The sequence below is a fragment of the Actinokineospora pegani genome (genome assembly GCF_009745975.1).
In the GTDB taxonomy this organism is placed as follows: Bacteria; Actinomycetota; Actinomycetes; order Mycobacteriales; family Pseudonocardiaceae; genus Actinokineospora; species Actinokineospora pegani.
The window spans coordinates 1-21,501 of record NZ_WHOL01000054.1 but is presented as its reverse complement, the minus strand read 5'-3'; the positions used below and the strand labels follow the sequence as shown (position 1 = coordinate 21,501).

Below are 21,501 nucleotides of genomic sequence, written 5' to 3'. Positions count from 1 at the left end.
CCGGGTAGTCTCAGCCGGATAACGCTGCCCTCAGCCACCTGGAGGGGTCCGCCCCGTGCACCTCAAGAGCCTGACGCTGAAGGGGTTCAAGTCCTTCGCCTCGGCGACGACCCTGAAGTTCGAGCCGGGCATCACCTGCGTCGTCGGCCCGAACGGCTCCGGCAAGTCCAACGTGCTCGACGCGTTGCGCTGGGTCATGGGCGAGGGCAGCGCGAAGGGCCTGCGCGGCGGCAAGATGGAGGACGTCATCTTCGCCGGGACCGCCGGGCGGGCCGCGCTCGGCCGTGCCGAGGTGACCCTGACCATCGACAACGCCGACGGCGCCCTGCCGATCGAGTACGCCGAGGTCAGCATCACCCGCCGGATGTTCCGCGACGGCGCCAGCGAGTACGAGATCAACGGCAACGGCTGCCGCCTGATGGACGTCCAGGAGCTGCTCAGCGACTCCGGCATCGGCCGCGAGATGCACGTGATCGTCGGCCAGGGCCAGCTCAGCGCGATCCTGGAGTCCAAGCCGGAGGAGCGCCGCGCGTTCATCGAGGAGGCCGCGGGGGTCCTCAAGCACCGCAAGCGCAAAGAGAAGGCCGTCCGCAAGCTCGACGCGATGCAGGCCAACCTCACCCGGCTCACCGACCTCACCGGCGAGCTGCGCCGCCAGCTCAAGCCGCTGGGCAAGCAGGCCGAGATCGCCCGCCGGGCGCAGACCGTGCAGTCCGAGCTGCGTGACGCGCGGCTGCGCCTGCACGCCGACGACCTGGTCAGCCAGCGCGCGGACCTCGCCCGCGACGAGGCGGACGAGGCCACCGCCCGGCGCAAGCGCGCCGAGGTCGAGGGCGCGCTGGAGATCGGCCAGGCCCGCCAGCGGGAGCTGGAGGACAACCTCGCCGAGGACGCGCCGAAGCTCGCCGCCGCCCAGGAGACCTGGTACCGGCTCTCGGCCCTGGAGGAGCGGCTGCGCGGCACCGTCCGGCTGGCCGTCGAGCGCGCCCGGCACCTGTCCGCCGCCACCGAGGCGCGCACCGGCGGGCGCGACCCCGACGAGATGGAGGCCGAGGCCGAGCACACCGCCGTGCAGGAGGCCGAGCTGTTCGAGGCCGTCGCCGAGGCCCGCTACGCGCTGGCCGAGTCGACCGAGCGGCGCGCCGAGCTGGAGCGGATGGTGCAGGCCGCGGAGAAGGCGCACCTGGCCGCCGTCCGCGCGATCGCCGACCGCCGCGAGGGCCTGGCCCGGCTGTCCGGGCAGGTCGAGGCGCTGCGGTCGAAGGCCAACGCCACCGGCGAGGAGATCGAGCGGCTGTCGTACTCCCTCGGCGAGGCCCGCGAGCGCGCCGAGGTCGCGGCCGAGGAGCTGGCCGAGGCGCAGGCGGGCACCGAGGTCGAGGACACCGACGACGCCGGGCTGGCCGAGCGCCTCCAGCGCGCCTCCGCCGCCGCGGACACCGCGCGGGCCAGGGTCGAGGAGTTGGTGCGCGCCGAGCGCCAAGCGGACAAGGACATCTCGTCGTGGCGGGCGCGGGTGGACGCGCTGTCGCTGGGGCTCAGCCGCAAGGACGGCGCGGGCGCGCTGCTCGCCGCCGCCGACCGGCTGCCGGGGCTGCTGGGGTCGGTCGCCGCGCTGCTGACCGTGGAGCCGGGCGCGGAGGCGGCGCTGGCCGCGGCGCTGGGCCCGGTGGCCGACGCGGTAGCGGTGGCGAGCCCGGACGGCGCGCTCGAGGCGCTGCGGATGCTGCGCGCTGGCGACGCCGGGCGGGCCGGGCTGCTGGTCGGCGGGGCCGCCGAGTCGTCGGACCGGTCCGGGTGGCCGGTGCTGCCGCCGGGCGCGCGCTGGGCGGTGGACCTCGTCCAGGCCCCGGAGGCGCTGCTGCCCGCGGTGCGCCGGGCGCTGGAGCGGATGGCCGTGGTGGCCGACCTGCCCGCGGCGCGGTCGCTGGTGGCCGAGCACCCGGACGTGCGGGCGGTGACCGGCGAGGGCGACCTGCTGGGCGCGCACTGGGCGATCGGCGGGTCGGAGAAGGCGCGCAGCGTCATCGAGGTGCAGGCGGCGGTGGACGAGGCCAACGCGAAGCTCGGCGCCGCCGAGCGCGCGCTCGAGCAGGCCTCGGCGGCGCTGGCGGGCGCGCGGGCCGAGCAGCAGGCGCGCCGCGACGACGTGAACGCGGTCAAGGAGCTGATGAACGACGCCAAGGTCCGCGCGGCCCGGTCCTCGGAGCGGCTCAACCGGCTCCGGCAGGTCGTGCGGTCGGCCGAGGCCGAGGTCGAGCGCGCGGTGTCGCAGCGCGGCAAGGTCGAGGCCACCCGCGAGGACGCGCTGGCCAAGCTGGCCGACCTGGAGGAGCGGCTCGTCGCCGTGCAGGAGGAGCACGTCGACGACGAGCCCGACTCCGCCGAGCGCGACGAGTTCGCCGCCTCGCTGTCGTCCGCGCGGCAGGAGGAGATGGAGGCGCGGCTGTCGCTGCGCACCGCCGAGGAGCGGCACCGCTCGATCCAGGGCAAGGCCGACGGGCTGCGCCGGGCCGCCCGCGCCGAGCGCGAGGCCCGCGAGCGCGCCGCCCGCGCGATGGCCGCCCGCAGGCGCGCGTCCACCGTCGCCCAGGCCGTCGTCTCCGGCGGTGAGACCGCGTTGGCGCGGATCAGCGCCTCGCTGGCCCGCGCCGCGCAGGACCGCGACGTCATCCAGGCCCAGCGCGTCGACCGCGAGCGGGTGCTGGCCGACGTGCGGACCAAGGTGCGCGAGCTGTCCTCGGAGCTGGAGAAGCTGGTCGACGCGGTGCACCGGGACGAGGTCCTGCGCGCCGAGCAGCGGCTGCGGCTCGAGCAGTTGGAGCTCAAGATCACCGAGTCGTTCGGCATCGGCCTGGACGACCTGGTGGCCGAGTACGGCCCGGACGTGCCGGTCCCCCCCTCCCCCGCCGACCTGGCCGAGTACGAGGCCGCCCGCGACCGCGGCGAGGACGTCGTCGCCCCGCCGTCGACCCCCTACGACCGCGACACCCAGGCCCGCCGCGCCAAGCGCGCCGAGCGCGACCTGACCACCCTGGGCAAGGTCAACCCGCTGGCCCTGGAGGAGTTCGCCGCGCTGGAGGAGCGCTACAAGTTCCTCTCCACCCAACTCGAGGACCTCAAGGACACCCGCCGCGACCTGCTGACGGTCATCAAGGAGGTGGACGAGAAGATCCTCGAGGTCTTCGCCTCCGCCTACTTCGACGTCGCCCGCGAGTTCGAGACGGTCTTCGACGTGCTGTTCCCCGGCGGCGAGGGCCGCATGATCCTCACCGACCCCGAGGACATGCTCGCCACCGGCGTGGACGTGGAGGCCCGTCCCCCCGGCAAGAAGGTCAAGCGCCTCTCCCTGCTCTCCGGTGGTGAGAAGTCCCTGGTGGCCGTGGCCATGCTGGTGGCCATCTTCCGCGCCCGCCCCTCCCCCTTCTACGTCATGGACGAGGTGGAAGCCGCCCTGGACGACACCAACATGCGCCGCCTCATCGGCCTCTTGGAACAACTAAGAGCCAGCAGCCAGCTCATCATCATCACCCACCAGAAACCCACCATGGAGATAGCCGACGCCCTCTACGGCGTCAGCATGCGCGGAGACGGCATCACCCAGGTCATCTCCCAACGCATCAACCCCGACCGCGAGCCCCCCGCCCGCGCCATGGCCCCTCCCCCAGAAGCCCCCCAGGACGCCGCCCCCGCTCTGCCCCCCGCACCTCCCAGCTCCGAACCGGACCCCGGCCTCCCCCTCACAACTCCAACCGATAACCCATCCCAGCCTCAGTGATCAAATGCCGAGGCCGAGCAGCCACGTCCTCCAACTTCCGCCGCAACTGAGCGAAGTACACCCGCAAGTACTGCGTCTCCCCCTCGTACTTCACCCCCCAGACCTCCCGCAACAGCAACCGCTGCGGCACCAGCTTCCCCGGATTCCGGGCCAAGATCTCCAACAGCCCCCACTCGGTCGGCGTCAGGTGCACCTCCACCCCACCCCGCCGCACCTTCTTGGCCGCCAAGTCCACGACGAACGAGGCAGTCTCCACCACAGCCTGCTCCCCCGCGGGCGCAGCCCGGCGAACAGCAGCCCGAAGCCGCGCCAGCAACTCATCCATGCCGAAGGGCTTGGTCACGTAGTCATCGGCCCCGGCATCGAGCGCGGAGACCTTGTCAGCGGAATCAGTCCGGGCGGACAGGACGATGATCGGGACAGCGGTCCAGCCCCGAATCCCCGCGATCACCTCGGCGCCGTCCAGGTCAGGCAGCCCCAGATCGAGGATGACGACATCCGGACGCCGATCAGCGGCAGCACGCAACGCCCCGACCCCGTCAGCGGCGGTGAACACCTCGTACCCGCGCGCGGTCAGGTTGATCCGCAGCGCCCGCACGATCTGCGGCTCATCGTCCACAACCAACACCTTGGTCACACCGCCACGGTAGACCGAGAAGGGGGCGGGAGCAGGCCCCCGATGCCCGCTCCCGCCCCGTCCCCCCCTCCCCGCCTAGCCCGTGGTGGTGGGCGCGGGCGGGGTGGACCCAGGAGCCGTCTCCGGCGCCGACGACGGCACCGAGGTCGACGGCGAGACCGACGTCGACGGCGAGACGGAGACCGGCGCGGTCGGCGGCAGCGGCAAGACCGGCATGTTCGTCGACGTGGTGCAGCCGCCCTGCGTGTAGTCGACCTCGGGCTTCGGGTACTCGTTGGTCAGGTCGGACCCGGACGGCTCGCAGCTGTCGCCCCGGCTGACCAGCGGCCTGCCGGTCCCGTCGTAGAGGTAGAACTTGGAGATCTGGCGCCCTTGGGCGTCCACGGCGTAGATGTTGTCGAGGGGCTCGCCGTCGAACCACAGCCCGCTGCCCCGGTAGTCGGCGGTGACGTAAGGGCTGCGCGACGAGTCCGCGTCGCTGATGACCGCGCTGAGCAGGGCCACCGCCATCCCGACCGCGAAGGCGTTGGCCACCAGCACGACCGGCAGCACCCTGCGGTCCTGCCGCACCCGGAAGCCCGCCCAGACGAGCCCGGCGATCAGCAGCCCGATCAGCAGGAACGCCTCCGAGCTCACCGACAGCGCGGCGATGAACGCCACCCCGAGCAGCACCACCCGCACCAGCCACCACGCGGGCTGCATGCTGCGCAGGTACTCCACCACGTTCGGCGGGAGCTGCGCGACGGCGGACCGCCCGGTGCGCCGCGCGGCCTGGTACTCCCGCAGGCTCTCGATGTCGACCCGCCGCACCCGGCCGCTGAACAGCAGCCACAGCGCCAGCGCGAGGATCGGCGCGCAGAGCATGAGCACGACGTAGCGGTCCGAGGCGTAGCGGCCCCCGCCGACGGTGCCGGTGAAGAACCCGACGACGATGCTGAACCCGGTCACCCACACCACGTACCGGGCCGAGAACCGGTCGCCGACGGTCCGCGTCGGCGCTGACGGCGCGGGCGGGTAGCCCCCCGCGGTCCGCAACTCCTCGGCGTAGGCCTCCGGCGTGCCCAGCCGCTTGGTCAGCTCCTCGATCGACCCGGTCTCCTCGAACGCCTCCAGCACGTTCGGCTCGACGTCCTCCATGACCTCGGCCAGCTCGTCAGCGGGCAGGTCGGCCAGCGCCACCCGCACCCGACGCAGGTAGTCCTCCAGCTCCGAGCGCGTATCCGTCCCGTTCACGCCACTGCCCCCTTCCGCAGGATCGCGTCCAACGTCTCCTGGAAGGCCCGCCAGGCCTTCTCCGACTCCACCAGGCGTTCTCGCCCGGCGTCGTTCATCCCGTAGTACTTGCGGTGCGGCCCCTCGTCGGAGGGAACGACGTAGGACGTGAGCAGTCCCGCCTTGTACAGCCGCCGGAGCGTCCCGTACACCGAGGCGTCGCCCACCTCCCCCATCCCCCCGGCCCGCAGCCGCCGCAGGACGTCGTACCCGTACCCGTCCTCATCCCTGAGCACAGCCAGCACGGCGAGGTCCAGCACCCCCTTGAGCAACTGACTGGTGTCCATACGCCCTCCCCGGTATCGCGCTAGGAACACTATTGCGCAAAGCGCAGTACCGCGCAAGCGACAGAACGTGAGCCGCAACAAAGTGCAGCTCAGGAGGTTGTGCGACTAGCGGGAGAAGCCCGCTGGGTGCGGCTGGCACCGGGGGCAGGTGAACGACGAGCGGTTCATGAACGGCTCGCGGCGGATCGGCCTGCCGCACCTCGGGCAGGGCTCGCCCTCCTGCCCGTAGGCGTTCAGGCTGCGGTCGAAGTACCCGGACTGGCCGTTGATGTTCACGTACAGGGCGTCGAAGGACGTGCCGCCCGCGCGGAGGGCGTCGGCCATGACCGTGGTGGCCTCGGTGAGGACCTCGGCCGCCTTGGGCTTGGTGAGCTTGTCGGTGGGACGGGCCCAGTGCAGGCGGGCGCGCCAGAGGGCCTCGTCGGCGTAGATGTTGCCGATGCCGGAGACGACCGTCTGGTCCAGCAGGGCTCGTTTGACCTCGGTCTTCTTGCGGCGCAGCGCGGCGACGGCGGCGTCGAGGGAGAAGTGGGGGTCCATCGGGTCGCGCGCGATGTGGGCGACCGGGACGGGCAGGACGGTCCCGTCGACGGCGACGGTCTCCTCGACCGAGAGGCCGCCGAAGGTGCGCTGGTCCACGAAGCGCAGTTCGGGGCCGTCGTCGGCGAAGGCGACGCGGACGCGCAGGTGCTTCTCGTCCGGCGCGCCGGGCGGCTGGACCAGCATCTGGCCGCTCATGCCCAGGTGGGCCAGGACCGCCTCGCCGGTGCTGAGGTCGATCCACAGGTACTTGCCCCGGCGGCGGGCCGCGACCAGCGTCGACCCGGCGATGCGGGCGGCGAAGTCGACGGCGCCAGGCACGTGGCGGCGGATCGCGCGGGGGTGGAAGACCTCGACCCTGGCCACCGGGCGGCCGGTGACGTGGGCCTCGAGGCCGCGGCGCACGACCTCGACCTCGGGGAGCTCAGGCACCGTCCCCCGGGGTGGCGATCTTCTCGGACAGCTCGCGCCAGGCGGCCTCGGCCGCCTTCTGCTCGGCTTCCTTCTTCGTCTTGCCGTCGCCGTTGCCGTAGCCCTGGCCGTTCACCACGACGATGGCGGTGAACTCCTTGCGGTGGTCCGGCCCCTCCTCGCGCACCCGGTACTCGGGCACGCCGAGACCGGCGGACGCGGTGAGCTCCTGGAGGCTGGTCTTCCAGTCCAGGCCCGCCCCGCGCAGCGGCGCCTCGGCCAGCAGCGGGTCGAAGTGGCGGTGCACCACCTGGCGCGCGGTGTCGATGCCGTGCTCCAGGTAGACCGCGCCGATCACGGCCTCCATGCCGTCGGCCAGGATGCTGGCCTTGTCCCGACCGCCGGTGAGCTCCTCGCCCTTGCCCAGCAGCAGGTGCGAGCCCAGCCCGTCCGGCCCCAGGCCCCTGGCCACCCCGGCCAGCGCGTGCATGTTGACCACGCTGGCCCGCAGCTTGGCCAACTGGCCCTCGGGCAGGTCGGGGTGCGCGCGGTAGAGGTGGTCGGTGACGACCAGGCCGAGCACGGCGTCCCCGAGGAACTCCAGCCGCTCGTTGGGGGGGAGCCCCCCGTTCTCGTACGCGTACGAGCGGTGGGTCAGGGCGAGCTCGAGCAGCTCGGCGTCCAGTGGGACGCCGAGCGCGTCGAGCAGCACTTTCGAGTCCGCGACCGGGCCGCGGTTCCCCTTGCCCCCCATGTGTTGCCCTACCTGGGCATCACGCGGGCTGCGTGACCTGACGGCCGTCGTACTGGCCGCAGGTCGGGCAGGCGATGTGCTGCGGCTTGGGCGCCCGGCACGCCTTGTTCGAGCAGTTCACCAGGTGGATGGCCGAGGCCTTCCACTGCGAACGGCGCGAACGGGTGTTGGAGCGCGACATCTTCCGCTTGGGGACGGCCACGACTGTCTCTCTTCCTTCGCGAGCTTCGACGAGCTGGTGTGCAGGACGAACCGGGTGTTACTCCCCCTGGTCCTGCGGGAACCGCTCCTGCAACGCGGCCCACCGGGGGTCAATGGTCTCATGCCGGTGATCGGGGCCGACCTCGGCCCACTTGCGGCCGCAATCCGCGCACAGCCCGGCGCAGTCCGGCTCGCACAGCGGCACGTGCGGGACGGCCAGCACGACCGCGTCCCGCACGACGGGTTCGAGGTCGAGGCGGTCGTCGACCAGCCTCGGGATCTCGTCGTCGTCGGTGGTCGCCTCGGTCGTGCTGTCCGGGTAGGCGAACAGCTCGGTGAGGTCGACCTCGATCCGCTCGGAGATCGGGTCCAGGCAGCGCGAGCACTCGCCCTCGAGCGTGCCCGACGCGGCGCCGGAGACCAGCACGCCCTCGACCACCGACTCCAGCAGCAGGTCCAACTCCACCTCCGCGCCGACCGGGATGGCGATGACGCCCTCGAGGCCGATCGCGTGCGCGGCCTCGGCGGTCCTGGTGACCGGGCGACTGGAGCCGGGTCGCCTGCCGAGCTCGCGGGTGTCGATCACCCACGGGCTGCTCAGCAGGTGCCGATCCTGGCTCTTGCGCGTGGCGGACATGATGCGGAGACCTCTGTGTTCCTACGGGGGTTTTTTCCTGCGGGGTTGTTCCTGCGGATGCGACCACGACGGGTCAACCAGACCAGGGTACGCGACCGGCCCCGACGAGCGAAATTCGATCGGCGGCGTGATCGGGGCGGCCCCCCGGGGCTCGGCCTGGGCGTCAGGCGCCCTCGTAGTCGAACGGCGCGCCGTCGAACGCCGGACCGCCCGCGGGCACCCCGGGGCCGCCGCGCAGGTGCACGCGGCCCTTGCCGACCGAGCGCAGGGTGTGGCCGAGCAGGTCCTCGAACTCGCCCAGCTTGTCGTCGACGTAGGCGTCGCACTCCGCGCGCTGGCGGGCGGCCTCGGCCCTGGCCTCGTCGAGCAGGCGCGCGGCTTCGGCGCGGGCGGTCTGCACGACCTCGGTCTGCGCGACCAGCCTGCCCTGCTCGAAGCGGCCCTCCTCGACCGAGCGCTCGTAGGCCTCCCGGCCCGCCTGGATCATCCGGTCGGCCTCGTCGCGGGAGCGCCCGACCAGGCCCTCGTACTCGGCGCGCCCGGCCGCGGCGACCCGGTCGGCCTCGGCCTGGGCCTCGCCGACGAGGCGGTGGGCGTGGTCGGTGGCCTCGGCGACCATCCGCTGGGCCTCGGCGTGCGCCTCGGCCACGGCCTTCTCCGCGTCGAGCCGGGCCTTGGACAGCATCGTCTCGGCCGCGTGCTCGGCGCCGCCGACGATCTCGTCCTTGCGGTCGAGCACGTCCTGGGCGTCGTCCATCTCGGTCGGCAGCGCGTCGCGCACCTCGTCGAGCAGTTCCAGCACGTCGCCACGGGGGACGACACAGCCAGAGGTCATGGGCACGCCCCTGGCCTCCTCCAGGATCGTCACCAGTTCGTCGATCGCCTCGAAGACCTTGTACACAGCTCCCACCTCCGCCTGCTCCCGGCGGAGATTGTGCCCGCAGCGGGCGCGCCGGGCGGGGAGATCGGGCCCGGGCGTGTCCCCTCGACGCGACACGCCCGGGACCGGGAGGCGGTTGGCCGGGTCAGACGGAGATCAGGGAGAAGCTCTCGTAGTGGTCCGAGGTGTAGAAGTGCTCGCCGCCGTCGCCCGCGACGATGCGGCGCGCGCCGCGGGTGCCGGAGCCGGGGGTGATGACGGTGTACTCGCGGTAGTAGCCCGAGGAGCACGCCGGGAGCAGGCCCTCGCGGTTCTGGAAGACCGTGCCGTCCTGGTCGAACGGGAACGGGCCGCCGGTCTGGATCAGGTTGTAGGTGTCGGTCGCCTGGGCGGGCAGGCTCGACAGCGAGACCTCGTTGTAGCCGGCGGTGTCACCGCAGTCGGGCTGCGCGGCGACGACGGCGGCCGGGGCCGCGGCGGGCTCGGCCGCCGCCGTCCCGGCCAGGCCGACCAGGCCGAGGGTCGCGAGCACCAGCGCGAGGAAGGACTTCACCATCTTCGTTGTCATGTTGCTCATTAACCAACCGTAAGTCACCAAAATGAGTTCTCTTGGTCTCGAACGTGAACCCACCGTGGCGTTCTGATCACGCGCCGGCACAGTGGTGGGCGTGCAGGACAGCGCAGCGAACACCCCAGAGTTCCGCGCGGCCACGGCTGCGGACATCCCGGCCATCGTCGCCATGCTGACCGACGACCCGCTGGGCGCGAGCCGGGAGAACCCCGGCGACCCCGGCTACGACCAGGCGTTCTCCGCCATCGCCGCCGACCCCAACCAGGAGCTGGTGGTGGCCGAGCGCGACGGGGAGGTCGTCGGCACGCTGCAGCTCACGTTCACCCCTGGCCTGTCCAGGGTCGGGGCGACCCGCGCGACGATCGAGGGCGTGCGGGTGCGGGCCGATCAGCGCGGCGCGGGTGTGGGCGAGGAGCTGTTCGCCTGGGCGATCGAGCGGGCGCGGGTCCGCGGCGCCAGCCTGGTCCAGTTGACGACGGACGCCACCCGCAAGGACGCCCAGCGCTTCTACGAGCGGCTGGGCTTCGTCGCCAGCCACATCGGGATGAAGCTCCCGCTGTGACCGCGCCCGGCTCCTAGGCCTGCTCCGCCAGGCGGGCGAGCAGCCGGGCGTGCACCTCCTCCGGGAGCATCCCCTCGACGTTCCCGCCGAAGGCCGCGACCTCCTTGACCAGCGAGCTGGACAGGTGGCTCAGGCCGGGACGGGTCGGCAGGAACAGCGTCTCGACCCCGGTGAGCTGCTGGTTCATCTGCGCCATCGGCAGCTCGTAGTCGAAGTCGGACGCGGTGCGCAGGCCCTTGACGATCGCCTGGACGCCGTTGGCCGCGCAGTAGTCGACCGTCAGCCCGTACCAGGAGTCGACCCGCACGTTGTCCAGGTGGGCGATCGCGCCTGCGAGCAGGGTGATCCGCTCGTCGACGCTGAACAGGCCCTTCTTGCTCTTGTTGACCCCGATCAGCACCACGACCTCGTCGAACAGGCCCGCCGCCCGCTCGAAGACGTCCAGGTGGCCGTTGGTGGGCGGGTCGTAGGAACCGGGGCACACCGCTGTGGTCATGCCCGCGAAGCTACCGGCTCAACGGCACTGGGCCCAGTGCACTTCGGTGTCGCCGTAGCGCTTTGACCTGGTCGGCTCCAGCGGCGCGGGCCACCGCGGCGGCCCCGCCTTCGCGGCCCGCTCGACCACGACCGTGCTCCCCTCGGCCACCCACCCCTGCTCGACGAGGGCGGTCAGCGCCACCGCCAGCTCCTCGTCCGGCAGCGCGTACGGCGGGTCGGCGAACACGATGTCGTACGGAGCTCGCGGCGGCGCGGCCAGCACGGTGGCGACCTTGCCCGCCCGCACGTCCGCGCCAGGGAGGCCGACGGCGGCCGCGTTGCGGCGCAGCACGGCCACGGCGTCGCGGTGGTGCTCCACCAGCGTGGCGGCCTCGGCCCCGCGCGAGAGCGCCTCCAGGCCGAGCGCGCCCGAGCCCGCGTAGAGGTCGAGCACCCTGCTCCCCGCGATGCCGACGGCGGCCTCGAGCGCGCTGAAGAGGGCCTCGCGCACGCGATCGGCGGTGGGGCGGGTGCCCTTGGCCGGGACACCGAGCCTGCGTCCGCCCGCGGTGCCCGCCACGATCCTGGTCACCGGTCCATCGTGCCCGACCCCGGGCAGGTGGCCCGCGGCCGGGGTGAGGCCGAGCACATAGACCCGGAGGTCGATTCCCGTCCGCACCGGGGGGCGTAATCTCGCTTGTCCCGTCCGAAACAACCGTGGGAGCTTGGGTGTCCGAAAGCTCGGTGAGAGAGGCCGAGATCGCGGTCGAGCAGAAGCACGTCGACCTCGTGTACACACGGGTCGCGGAGATGCGCGACGAGGCCGAGGCGATGCGCGACCGGGGCGACGAACTCGCCCACGGCGCGCGCAACGAGGCCGTTTTCGAGCAGGCGGCGATGCTGTTCGAGCGGGACGTGATGGTCCGCCACGCCAACCAGATCCTGCGCTCGCTCGACGCCGAGCACGAGGGCCTGGTGTTCGGCAGGCTGGACACCACCGAGCCGGAGACGATGTACGTCGGCCGCCTCGGCGTGCGCGACAGCGAGTTCGACAACCTGGTCACCGACTGGCGCGCCCCCGCGGCGGCGCCGTTCTACCAGGCCACCGCCGAGCAGCCGATGGATGTCATCCGGCGCAGGGTGATCCGCTCGACCGGGCAGTCGGTGGTCGACATCGACGACGACCTGCTGATGCCCGAGGCGCGCTCCGAGGACATGCCGGTGATCGGCGAGGGCGCGCTGATCGCCAGCCTGACCAGGGCGCGCGGCGAGAACATGCGCGACATCGTGGCCACCATCCAGAAGGAGCAGGACGAGGCGATCCGGGCGCCGTGGCGCGGGGTCACCGAGATCACCGGCGGCCCCGGCACCGGCAAGACCGCCGTCGCGCTGCACCGGGTGGCGTACCTGCTCTACCGGGACCGCAGGCGGATGGGCGGCTCCGGCGTGCTCGTGGTCGGCCCCTCCCCCGCGTTCACCTCCTACATCTCCCGGGTCCTGCCGTCGATGGGCGAGGACACCGTGGAGCTGCGCTCGCTCAGCGACCTGCTCGACGGCGCCGCCGCCACCCGCGTGGACTCCGGCCCGGTCGCGGCGGTCAAGGGCTCGCTGCGGATGCGCAAGGTGCTGCGCAAGGCGATCCGCGAGGCCCCGGTCGACGCGCCGACCGAGTTCCGGATCATGTTCAAGGGCGAGGTGCTCAAGCTCGACGCCCGCGACCTGGCCAAGGTCCGCGCGTCGCTGCACAACGGCCGCCGCCCGCCCAACCAGTCCAGGGTCGACGCGGCCGAGGCGCTGCTCGAGGCGCTGTGGCGCAAGGCCGAGTCCTACGAGGACTACCCGGTCACCCGCCAGGAGCTGCTGACCGACCTGGGCGAGCGCATCGACTTCCACCGGTTCGTCGTCGTGTGGTGGCAGTTGCTGACCCCGCAGGAGGTGCTGCGCGGCCTGTCCGACCGGCGTCGGCTCGCGCGCGCTGCGGGGCGGACGCTGACCCGCGCCGAGGTCGACCAGCTCGCCGACTCGTGGGCGCTGCCCGGCTTCTCCACCGCCGACATCGCCCTGCTCGACGAGGTCCGCGTCCTGCTGGGCGCCCCGCCCCGCAAGCGCCGCCGGGGCGAGCACGCCGGTCAGCCCCCGGCCCGCCAGGACTACGACGAGTACTCCCACATCGTCGTCGACGAGGCCCAGGACCTCTCGCCCATGCAGTGGCGGATGGTCGGCAGGCGCGGGAAGTACGCGAGCTGGACCGTGGTGGGCGACCCGGTGCAGTCGTCCTGGCCGGACCCGGCCGAGGCCAGGCAGGCCCAGCAGGAGGCCTTCGGCGGCCCGCGCACCCAGCACCGCAAGTTCGCGCTGCGCACCAACTACCGCAACTCGGCGGAGATCTTCGACCTGGCGGGCAAGGTCGTCACGGGCGTCGCCGAGCCCGAGCAGCTCCCCATCGCCGTCCGCAGCACCGGCGTGGACCCCCTGGTCGAGGTCTGCCCGGCCGACGACCTGGAGCACACCTCGCTGAAGGCGGCGGTGGACCTGCTGTCCGAGGTCGACGGCACCGTCGGCATCATCACCGCCACCGCCCGGGTGGACCGCGTCCGCGAGGCGGCGGCGGGGCTCGGTGAGGATCGCGTGCACGTGGTGGACGGCCTGGAGTCCAAGGGCCTGGAGTACGACGCCGTGGTGCTGGTCGCGCCGGACGAACTGGTCGCCGAGTCGACCACCGGCCCGCGCACGCTCTACGTCGCGCTGACCCGCGCGACGCAGCGGCTGACCGTGCTGACCACCAGGGAGGGCTGGCCCGATCACCACTGAGTGGCCGCCAGGCAGCAGCACACCGATCGGCACGGGCCGTTCACCCCGGCCCGCCACGAGGACCCGGGCGGCGAGTCCACCACCCGCGCCGGCGCCGTCTCCCGCCGCTGCCTGACCCTGGCGGGAGACTCCGCCGGTCGGGCCGAGGACTCCCACTCAAGATCATCTTCCCCGGGGGACCCCCGGTTTCAACGCTACCGGTGGGCACCGACAAGAACGGTTCGGCCGGGACGGGTTGTCCACAGCCGCCGAATCCATCCCCAGATTCCGACCGCCCCTGGAACCGGCGGCGGACACGGCCAATCCTGAACAGGAAGCCGGCACCGCCGAGGTGCTGGAACCGCTTGATCGGGGGAGATCGTGCGCACGCCAGGAAAACCGCGAGGGGCACAGCGACGACGGAAGGGGCCGCGCGACCGCACGACCCCTTCCGGCACCGAGGAACTGCTACTCCAGGACCACCAACAGGTCCCCGCCCTCGACCTGCTGCACCGAGCCGATCGCCAGGCGGGCCACCTTGCCGCCCTTCGGGGCGGTGATGGCGGCCTCCATCTTCATGGCCTCGATGGTCGCGATCGTGGCGCCCGCCTCGACCTCGTCGCCCTCGGCCACGGACAGGGTCACGACGCCCGCGAACGGCGCGGCGACCTGGTTGGGGTTGGCGCGGTCGGCCTTCTCCGCCACCGGGAGGTCCGTGGCCACCGAGCGGTCGCGGACCTGGATCGGGCGGAGCTGGCCGTTGAGGGTGGCCATGACGGTGCGCATGCCGCGCTCGTCGGCGTCGCCGACCGCCTCGAGTTCGATGAGGAGGGTGACGCCCTTCTCCAGCGAGACCGCGTACTCCTTGCCCTGCTCCAGGCCGAAGAAGTAGTCCTTCGACGCCAGGATGCTCGTGTCGCCGAAGGCGGCGCGGTGGGTCTCGTAGTCCTTGGTCGGGCCGGGGAACAGCAGGCGGTTGAGGGTCTTGCGGCGGTCGTTCGCCAGGCCCTCGCGGTCGTCTGCGGTCAGCTCGGCGACGCCCTTGGGGGCCGAGCGGCCCTGCAGGGCCTTGCTGCGGAAGGGCTCCGGCCAGCCGCCCGCCGGGTCGCCCAGCTCGCCGTGCAGGAAGCCGATGACCGAGCCGGGGATGTCGAAGCGGTTGGGCTCGGCCTCGAACTCCCCCGGGTCCACCCCGGCGCCCACCAGGTGCAGCGCGAGGTCGCCGACGACCTTGGACGACGGGGTCACCTTGACCAGGCGGCCCAGCATCCGGTCGGCCGCGGCGTAGATGGTCTCGATCTCCTCGAACCGGTCGCCCAGGCCCAGCGCGACCGCCTGGGTGCGCAGGTTGGAGAGCTGCCCGCCGGGGATCTCGTGGTGGTACACGCGGCCGGTCGGCGAGGGCAGGCCCGCCTCGAACGGCTTGTAGATCTTGCGGACGATCTCCCAGTACGGCTCCATGTCCGACACCGCCTGCAGCGACAGCCCGGTCTCCCGGTCGCTGTGGTCGGTGGCGGCGACGATGGCCGACAGCGAGGGCTGCGAGGTGGTGCCCGACATCGACGCCACCGCGCCGTCCACGGCGTCCACCCCGGACTGGATGGCGGCCAGGTAGGTGGCCAGCTGCCCGCCCGCGGTGTCGTGGGTGTGCAGGTGCACCGGCAGGTCGAACTCCTTGCGCAGCGCGGTGACCAGGCGCTGCGCGGCGGGCGGGCGCAGCAGGCCCGCCATGTCCTTGATGGCCAGCACGTGCGCGCCCGCGCCGACGATCTGCTCGGCCAGCTTGAGGTAGTAGTCCAGGGTGTAGAGCTGCTCGTTCGGGTCGGCCAGGTCGGCGGTGTAGCACAGCGCGACCTCGGCGACGGCCGTGCCGGTGTTGCGCACCGCCTCGATGGCCGGGCGCATCTGCTCGACGTCGTTGAGGGCGTCGAAGATGCGGAAGATGTCGATGCCGGTCTTGGTGGCCTCCTCGACGAAGGCGTCGGTCACCTCGGTCGGGTAGGGCGTGTACCCGACGGTGTTGCGCCCGCGCAGCAGCATCTGCAGGCAGATGTTGGGCACCGCCGCGCGCAGCGCGGCGAGCCGGTCCCACGGGTCCTCGGCGAGGAAGCGCAGCGCCACGTCGTAGGTCGCGCCGCCCCACGCCTCGAGCGAGAGCAGCTCGGGGGTGTTGCGGGCCACGTGCGGGGCGATCGCCAGCAGGTCCTTGGTGCGCACGCGGGTCGCCAGCAGCGACTGGTGCGCGTCGCGGAAGGTGGTGTCGGTGACGCCGACCCGGTTGGACTCGCGCAGCCAGCGGGCGAAGCCCTCCGGGCCCAGCTCGACGAGCTTCTGCTTGGACCCGGCGGGCGGGGCGACCGACAGGTCGGCCGCGGGCAGCTTCTCCAGCGGGTTGATGACCTTGGGGCGCTCGCCGTTGGGCTGGTTGACCGTGACGTCGGCCAGGTAGGTCAGCAGGCGGGTGCCGCGGTCGGCGGAGTGCCGGGCGGTGAGCAGGTACGGGCGCTCCTCGATGAAGGCCGTGGTGACCCGGCCCGCGCGGAAGTCCTCGTCGTCCAGCACCGCCTGCAGGAACGGGATGTTGGTCGCCACGCCGCGGATGCGGAACTCGGCCACGGCGCGCTTGGCCCGGCGCACGGCCAGGTCGAAGTCGCGGCCCCGGCAGGTCAGCTTGACCAGCATGGAGTCGAAGTGCGCGGAGACCTCGGCGCCCGCGGCGGTGCCGCCGTCGAGGCGGATGCCCGAGCCGCCCGGGGAGCGGTAGGCCGAGATCATGCCCACGTCGGGGCGGAAGCCGTTGGCCGGGTCCTCGGTGGTGATGCGGCACTGCAGGGCCGCGCCGCGCAGGTAGATGTCCTCCTGGCGCAGGCCGAGGTCGTCGAGGGTCTCGCCCGCGGCGATGCGCAGCTGCGCCTGCACCAGGTCGACGTCGGTGACCTCCTCGGTCACCGTGTGCTCGACCTGGATGCGCGGGTTCATCTCGATGAAGACGTGGTTGCCGCGGGTGTCGAGGAGGAACTCGACGGTGCCCGCGTTCTTGTAGCCGATGTGCCTGGCGAACTTGACCGCGTCCTGGCAGATCTGGTCGCGCAGCTGCGCGGACAGGTTCGGCGCCGGGGCGATCTCGATCACCTTCTGGTGGCGGCGCTGCAGCGAGCAGTCGCGCTCGTAGAGGTGGATCACGTTGCCCGCGCCGTCGGCGAGGATCTGCACCTCGATGTGGCGCGGGTCCAGGACGGCCTGCTCGAGGAACACGGTGGCGTCGCCGAAGGCGGACTCGGCCTCGCGCATGGCCGCCTCGAGCGCGTCGCGCAGGCCCTTGGGGTCCTCGACGCGGCGCATCCCGCGCCCGCCGCCGCCCGCGACCGCCTTGACGAAGATCGGGAAGCCGATCTCCTCGGCGGTGGCCAGCAGGCCCTCGACGTCCTTGGACGGCTCCGAGGAGCGCAGCACGGGCAGGCCCGCCTCGCGCGCGGCGGCGATGGCGCGGGCCTTGTTGCCGGTCAGCTCCAGGATGTCGTCGGAGGGGCCGACGAAGGTGATGCCGTTGTCCGCGCACGCCTTGGACAGGTCGGGGTTCTCGGAGAGGAAGCCGTAGCCGGGGTAGACCGCGTCGGCGCCCGCCTTCTTGGCCGCCTTGATGATCTCCTCGACGGAGAGGTAGGCCCGGACCGGGTGCCCCTGTTCGCCGATCTCGTAGGCCTCGTCGGCCTTCATCCGGTGCTGGGAGTTGCGGTCCTCGTGCGGGAAGACGGCGACCGTCCCGGCGCCGAGCTCGTATCCGGCTCGGAACGCCCGGATGGCGATCTCGCCACGGTTGGCGACAAGCACCTTGCGGAACATGCCCGGTTACCTCCTGCTGACTCAGAGTCGGTCGCAGGAGGTTACCGTGGTTTTCCCAGACGCCGGGAGAATCGTCCCACGTGACGGATGCCATCCCGGTTGCGGCGACCGCCCGCTTTGTGTCCCTCCCAGCACTCTTGCCCCACAGGTCCTCACCGGGGGCGCAATTGTGCCGGGCGTACGGTTATCCAGGCGGTTCCCGCCGGGCTCTGTTGCGTTCTCATGAACGTCAGTGAGTGTCGGTCGTCACGTCGCTCCGCTCGGCGAGTGTCCGATTCGAGCGGTTCACGGGGGCGGCCTGCCAGGCAGGCGGCACCGCCGGGAGCGAGGCGTTCGCATCGGGCGGTCACCTAGCGTGATAAACGTCCGGTGATCTTGCGGTCGGCCGCGCACCCGCCGTCTCACTGGGCGAACGGTCCGGTGTGGAGGATGCGGCTGGGTGAGCCGGTCGGGATCGAGCAGCCCGCGGGGAGGGGGGAGCCGCTGGCCACCACGGCGGCGTGCACCTGGGCGGGGGTCCAGGTGGGGTTGACCGAGTGCCGCAGGGCCGCGGCGCCCGCGGTGAACGCCGCGGCGACCGAACTGCCGGACATGGTGCTGACGCCGCCGCCGGGCCATGGCCCGGTGATGCCCTCGCCCGGGGCGAGCACGTCGACGGTCGGGCCGTAGTTGGCGGAGCGGTGCTTGCAGTCCTGCCGGGTGAGGGCGGTGGAGACCAGCGCCTCACTCACCCGCGCGGGGGAAAAATCGGACGCGTTGGCGTTCGAGCCGCCCGCGGCGGCCGAGACGGTGACGCCGGAGGCGATGAGCCGCCGCACGGCGTCGTCGACGGGGGTGCTCGCGCCGCCGCCGATGGACAGCAGGGCGACGGCGGGCTTGACGGCGTTGGCCCGGACCCAGTCCAGGCCCGCGACGACCTGGGCGACCGTGCCCGACCCGTTCGCGCCGAGCACCTTCACCGGGACGACCTTCGCCCGCTTGGCCACCCCGTGGGTGGTCCCGGCCGCGACGCCCGCGAGGAAGGTGCCGTTGCCGTTGTCGTCGGCGGTGCTGCCGCCGCCGGTCGCGTAGCCGGGCAGCAGGCGGTTGAGCAGGTCCGGGACCGGGCTGACGCCGGTGCCGACGACGTAGACGCGGACGTTGGCGGCGGTGGTCTCGTAGTGGTACTCGCCGTTCGTCCCGGTGCGCTGGTCGATGCGGTCGAGGCCCCAGGGGGCGTTGGGCTGGTCGGCCAGGACGTCCGAACCGCCCGCGTGGGCGGGTGCCGCCGCGAGGAGGCCGAGCAGGAGCACCGCCACAGCGGGGAGGGCGCGGCGCGCGTGAAAAGAGTTCATATCGCAGTCTTAGTGATCAAGGCCGTCTCCGGGCAAGGATCACCATTTGCCGGGCGAGGGCGTTGCCGGACGGCTGTCCGGTTTTCGGACCCGCCCCGGGAAAGACCGGAAACCGCCAACCACGATGCGTGGCCGACCGGCCACCCGGTCGTTATCCGGTTGGGTCGAGAATGGACACCCGGGGCTGTTCCGCGCACGGCCTGAGTGGACGGATGGCCTGGAGAACGCTTGCGCGGCCGGGGAATCATCACCAGGTGAGCATTACCGAGAAGTGGCCGCCCACCTGCGGGGTCAACGCAGGCCAACGCGCCGAGGAGCGCTCGGGTTACGGAGGTGGACGATACGGAGAATTATCCCGACCGGCGTGTTCACCTGAAGAGCGGTCATACTAAAGTGAGGGAATGCCCTCTGGTGACGCCGCCGAGTCGAACGACCGGCTACCCCACTTCGACACGGTCCTGCGCGGCTACAACCCGCGGCAGGTCAACGAGCGAGTCACTCGCCTGACCTACGACCTGCGCCACGCCCAGAAGGACCGGGACGACGCGGCAGGCAAGATCGGCGAGCTGACCAAGTCTCTCGGCTCGCTGCAGCAGCAGCTGCTGGAGACGACGACGCGGCTCAACCGCATCAGCTCGAACCCCAACAGCACCGAGGGCATGACCGAGCGGGTCCGCCTGATGATGCAGCTGGCGGAAGAGGAGATCGCGGAGTTCAAGCGGCAGGCCGACGAGTACGGCAAGTCGACCCGCGCCGACGCCGAGAGCTACTCGGCGAACACGCGCAAGGAGGCCGACGGCTACTCGGCGGGCACCCGCAAGGGCGCCGACGAGTACGCCGCGCAGACCCGCCAGAAGGCGGAGACCTACGCGCAGAACACCGGGAACAAGGCCAACGACGCCGCGGCGGCCACCAAGGCGGCGGCGGACAAGTACGCGGCCGACCTCAAGGCCAAGCACGACAAGATGATCGTGGACCTCGAGGAGCGCCGCAAGCAGCTCGAGGCGGACTACACCCGCAACCACGCCGAGCTGGACTCCGAGTACGAGACCATGCGCGCCACCCTGGCCGACGAGCACAAGAAGCTCATGGCCGACGCGCGGGCCGACATCGCCGCCCAGGCCAAGGCCAACGACGAGCGCATCGCCCAGCTCTACGCCGAGGCGACCGCGCACCGCGACCAGCTCGACACCGACGCCCTGCGGGTGCGCGAGCGGCTCGACGCCGAGGCGCTCAAGGTCCGCAAGGACGCCGACGCCCAGGCCGAGAACGAGATCGCCGCCAAGCGGGCGCAGGCCGAGCAGGCGCTGGCCAAGCGCACCGACGAGGTCGAGGCCACGCTCAAGGCCAAGACCGACCAGACCGAGAAGGCCCTCGCCGACCTGCGCGCGCGCACCGAGGCCGAGCTCAACGACCAGGCCACCCGCACCGAGAAGGCCCTGGCCGACCAGACCGCGGCCACCGAGAAGGCCCTGGCCGACCAGCGCGCCAAGACCGAGGCCGAGCTCAAGGCCCAGCGCGAGAAGGCCGAGGCGTCCGCGGCCAAGCTCGTCGCGGACGCGGAGAAGAACAAGGCCGACACCGAGAAGGCGATGGCCGACCTGCGCACCCGCACCGACGCCGAGCTCAAGGCCCAGCGCGACAAGGCCGACGCCGTCGTCGCGAAGCTCGTCGCCGACACCGAGAAGATGAAGGCGGACACGGAGAAGTCGATCGGCGAACTCCGCGCCAAGGTCGACTCGGAGATCAGGTCGCAGCGCGAGACCGCGGAGAAGCAGGCCGAGAAGCTCATCACCGACGCCGAGAAGCACAAGTCGGACACCGAGAAGGTCGTCGCCGACCAGCGCGCCAAGTCCGAGGCCGAGATCAAGAACCAGCGCGAGGCCGCCGACAAGCGGGCCGCCACGCTGATCGCCGAGGCCGAGGCGAAGCTGGCCAACGCCAACGACCGCCACGACAAGGCCGACGCCTTCGAGAAGCGGGTGTCCGAGCAGGTCACGAACACCTTCTCGATCCTGGAGGAGGCGAAGAAGCACTTCGCCGAGACCATGGCCAAGGCCACCGACGCCGCCAAGCCCGCGGCGGGCAACCCCCAGGCCGCGGCCAAGCCGGGCGAGCAGCCCAAGCAGCCGACCCCCAACGGCGCCCCGGCGCGCGCGGGCAGGTAGCCACCAGGCTCGGACCACGAGGCCCCGGCAGCACCGCTGCCGGGGCCTCGTCGCGCCCGCGCTGCGGCAGGGGCAGCCCGATCGGCACCACCCGCCAGCCACAGCCCGGACTGCCGCTACACATCGACGCCCAACACCACCGCCCGGCCCGGTCCGCGACGCCAGACCCTCAACGACCTACCCGGCACCCCCATGGGACGGTGATCCGAGCACAGCCGAACCGGCACCACCCACTGGCTGCCACCCATCCGACAACACCGCAGACCGAGTCAGCACCACCGAACCTCCACCCACCGTGGACGACTACCCACACCCTGCGAGAACGGTGATCCGAACACAGCCAAACCAGCACCACCCAC

General features: G+C 72.2%; 17 protein-coding genes. 4 read left to right on the top strand and 13 right to left on the bottom strand.

Translation table 11 applies throughout. From position 1 onward, the window contains the following. Window positions 1–55 precede the first annotated feature (55 nt). Entirely contained in the window at window positions 56–3,778 is a 3,723-nt protein-coding gene (gene smc, locus GCL84_RS05440; RefSeq protein ID WP_156754248.1) for a chromosome segregation protein SMC, read from the top strand. Here smc and GCL84_RS05435 read toward each other — a convergent pair. The 9 genes from GCL84_RS05435 to GCL84_RS05395 form a co-directional block, all read right to left on the bottom strand. Beyond that, window positions 3,741–4,415, bottom strand: a complete 675-nt coding sequence (locus GCL84_RS05435; protein WP_156754247.1) for a response regulator — start codon at window positions 4,413–4,415, stop codon at window positions 3,741–3,743. The genes smc and GCL84_RS05435 overlap by 38 nt on opposite strands. 75 nt (window positions 4,416–4,490) lie before the next feature. Then, entirely contained in the window at window positions 4,491–5,648 is a 1,158-nt protein-coding gene (locus tag GCL84_RS05430) for a DUF1700 domain-containing protein (RefSeq protein ID WP_156754246.1), read from the bottom strand. Next, window positions 5,645–5,974, bottom strand: a complete 330-nt coding sequence (locus GCL84_RS05425; RefSeq protein WP_156754245.1) for a PadR family transcriptional regulator — start codon at window positions 5,972–5,974, stop codon at window positions 5,645–5,647. The genes GCL84_RS05430 and GCL84_RS05425 overlap by 4 nt, the downstream gene beginning before the upstream one ends. Before the next feature lie 105 nt (window positions 5,975–6,079). After that, window positions 6,080–6,946 (bottom strand): bifunctional DNA-formamidopyrimidine glycosylase/DNA-(apurinic or apyrimidinic site) lyase, encoded by an 867-nt coding sequence (mutM, locus tag GCL84_RS05420; RefSeq protein WP_156754244.1) that lies wholly within the window; start codon window positions 6,944–6,946, stop codon window positions 6,080–6,082. After that, window positions 6,939–7,679, bottom strand: coding sequence for a ribonuclease III (rnc, locus tag GCL84_RS05415; RefSeq protein ID WP_156754243.1), 741 nt, complete (start codon window positions 7,677–7,679; stop codon window positions 6,939–6,941). The genes mutM and rnc overlap by 8 nt, the downstream gene beginning before the upstream one ends. A gap of 19 nt (window positions 7,680–7,698) precedes the next feature. Beyond that, on the bottom strand, window positions 7,699–7,881 hold the full coding sequence (gene rpmF, locus GCL84_RS05410) for a 50S ribosomal protein L32 (RefSeq protein WP_156754242.1): 183 nt from the start codon (window positions 7,879–7,881) through the stop codon (window positions 7,699–7,701). A gap of 57 nt (window positions 7,882–7,938) precedes the next feature. Further along, window positions 7,939–8,517, bottom strand: a complete 579-nt coding sequence (locus GCL84_RS05405) for a YceD family protein (protein WP_156754241.1) — start codon at window positions 8,515–8,517, stop codon at window positions 7,939–7,941. Window positions 8,518–8,680: 163 nt separating this feature from the next. After that, the gene (locus GCL84_RS05400) at window positions 8,681–9,418 is read right to left on the bottom strand and encodes a DivIVA domain-containing protein (protein ID WP_156754299.1); all 738 of its coding nucleotides are present in this window, start codon (window positions 9,416–9,418) and stop codon (window positions 8,681–8,683) included. 124 nt (window positions 9,419–9,542) lie between these two features. Beyond that, window positions 9,543–9,974 (bottom strand): ribonuclease domain-containing protein, encoded by a 432-nt coding sequence (locus tag GCL84_RS05395; RefSeq protein ID WP_156754240.1) that lies wholly within the window; start codon window positions 9,972–9,974, stop codon window positions 9,543–9,545. Window positions 9,975–10,065: 91 nt separating this feature from the next. Between GCL84_RS05395 and GCL84_RS05390 the strand changes: the two genes are divergently transcribed. Further along, window positions 10,066–10,530 (top strand): GNAT family N-acetyltransferase, encoded by a 465-nt coding sequence (locus tag GCL84_RS05390; protein ID WP_268891324.1) that lies wholly within the window; start codon window positions 10,066–10,068, stop codon window positions 10,528–10,530. A 13-nt stretch (window positions 10,531–10,543) separates the two neighbouring features. Here the strand turns inward: GCL84_RS05390 and coaD are convergent, their stop codons facing one another. Continuing rightward, window positions 10,544–11,026, bottom strand: a complete 483-nt coding sequence (coaD, locus tag GCL84_RS05385; protein WP_156754239.1) for a pantetheine-phosphate adenylyltransferase — start codon at window positions 11,024–11,026, stop codon at window positions 10,544–10,546. 18 nt (window positions 11,027–11,044) lie between these two features. Further along, the gene (gene rsmD, locus GCL84_RS05380) at window positions 11,045–11,599 is read right to left on the bottom strand and encodes a 16S rRNA (guanine(966)-N(2))-methyltransferase RsmD (RefSeq protein WP_156754238.1); all 555 of its coding nucleotides are present in this window, start codon (window positions 11,597–11,599) and stop codon (window positions 11,045–11,047) included. 137 nt (window positions 11,600–11,736) lie between these two features. Here rsmD and GCL84_RS05375 point away from each other — a divergent pair, with 137 nt between their 5' ends. Next, window positions 11,737–13,818: a HelD family protein gene (locus GCL84_RS05375; RefSeq protein WP_156754237.1), complete on the top strand. Its 2,082-nt coding sequence runs from the start codon at window positions 11,737–11,739 to the stop codon at window positions 13,816–13,818. Window positions 13,819–14,265: 447 nt separating this feature from the next. On the opposite strand, the gene GCL84_RS05370 is transcribed toward GCL84_RS05375, so the two are convergent. After that, entirely contained in the window at window positions 14,266–17,640 is a 3,375-nt protein-coding gene (locus GCL84_RS05370) for a pyruvate carboxylase (protein ID WP_156754236.1), read from the bottom strand. Between the two features lie 401 nt (window positions 17,641–18,041). Next, a complete protein-coding gene (locus tag GCL84_RS05365; protein ID WP_156754235.1) occupies window positions 18,042–18,974 on the bottom strand; it encodes a S8 family serine peptidase in 933 nt (310 codons plus the stop codon). 401 nt (window positions 18,975–19,375) lie between these two features. On the opposite strand from GCL84_RS05365, the gene GCL84_RS05360 reads away from it, so the two are divergent. After that, complete coding sequence (locus GCL84_RS05360; protein ID WP_156754234.1) at window positions 19,376–21,142, top strand: coiled-coil domain-containing protein; 1,767 nt, start codon at window positions 19,376–19,378, stop codon at window positions 21,140–21,142. Window positions 21,143–21,501: the final 359 nt, after the last annotated feature.

What these genes read in the sequence shown, in the direction of transcription:
- GCL84_RS05425 (WP_156754245.1), bottom strand. Translation starts at nt 5,974, where the DNA reads ATGGACACCAGTCAGTTGCTCAAGGGGGTGCTGGACCTCGCCGTGCTG.
- rnc (WP_156754243.1), bottom strand. Translation starts at nt 7,679, where the DNA reads ATGGGGGGCAAGGGGAACCGCGGCCCGGTCGCGGACTCGAAAGTGCTG.
- GCL84_RS05405 (WP_156754241.1), bottom strand. Translation starts at nt 8,517, where the DNA reads ATGTCCGCCACGCGCAAGAGCCAGGATCGGCACCTGCTGAGCAGCCCG.
- GCL84_RS05395 (WP_156754240.1), bottom strand. Translation starts at nt 9,974, where the DNA reads ATGAGCAACATGACAACGAAGATGGTGAAGTCCTTCCTCGCGCTGGTG.
- coaD (WP_156754239.1), bottom strand. Translation starts at nt 11,026, where the DNA reads ATGACCACAGCGGTGTGCCCCGGTTCCTACGACCCGCCCACCAACGGC.
- GCL84_RS05370 (WP_156754236.1), bottom strand. Translation starts at nt 17,640, where the DNA reads ATGTTCCGCAAGGTGCTTGTCGCCAACCGTGGCGAGATCGCCATCCGG.
- GCL84_RS05365 (WP_156754235.1), bottom strand. Translation starts at nt 18,974, where the DNA reads ATGAACTCTTTTCACGCGCGCCGCGCCCTCCCCGCTGTGGCGGTGCTC.
- GCL84_RS05360 (WP_156754234.1), top strand. Translation starts at nt 19,376, where the DNA reads ATGCCCTCTGGTGACGCCGCCGAGTCGAACGACCGGCTACCCCACTTC.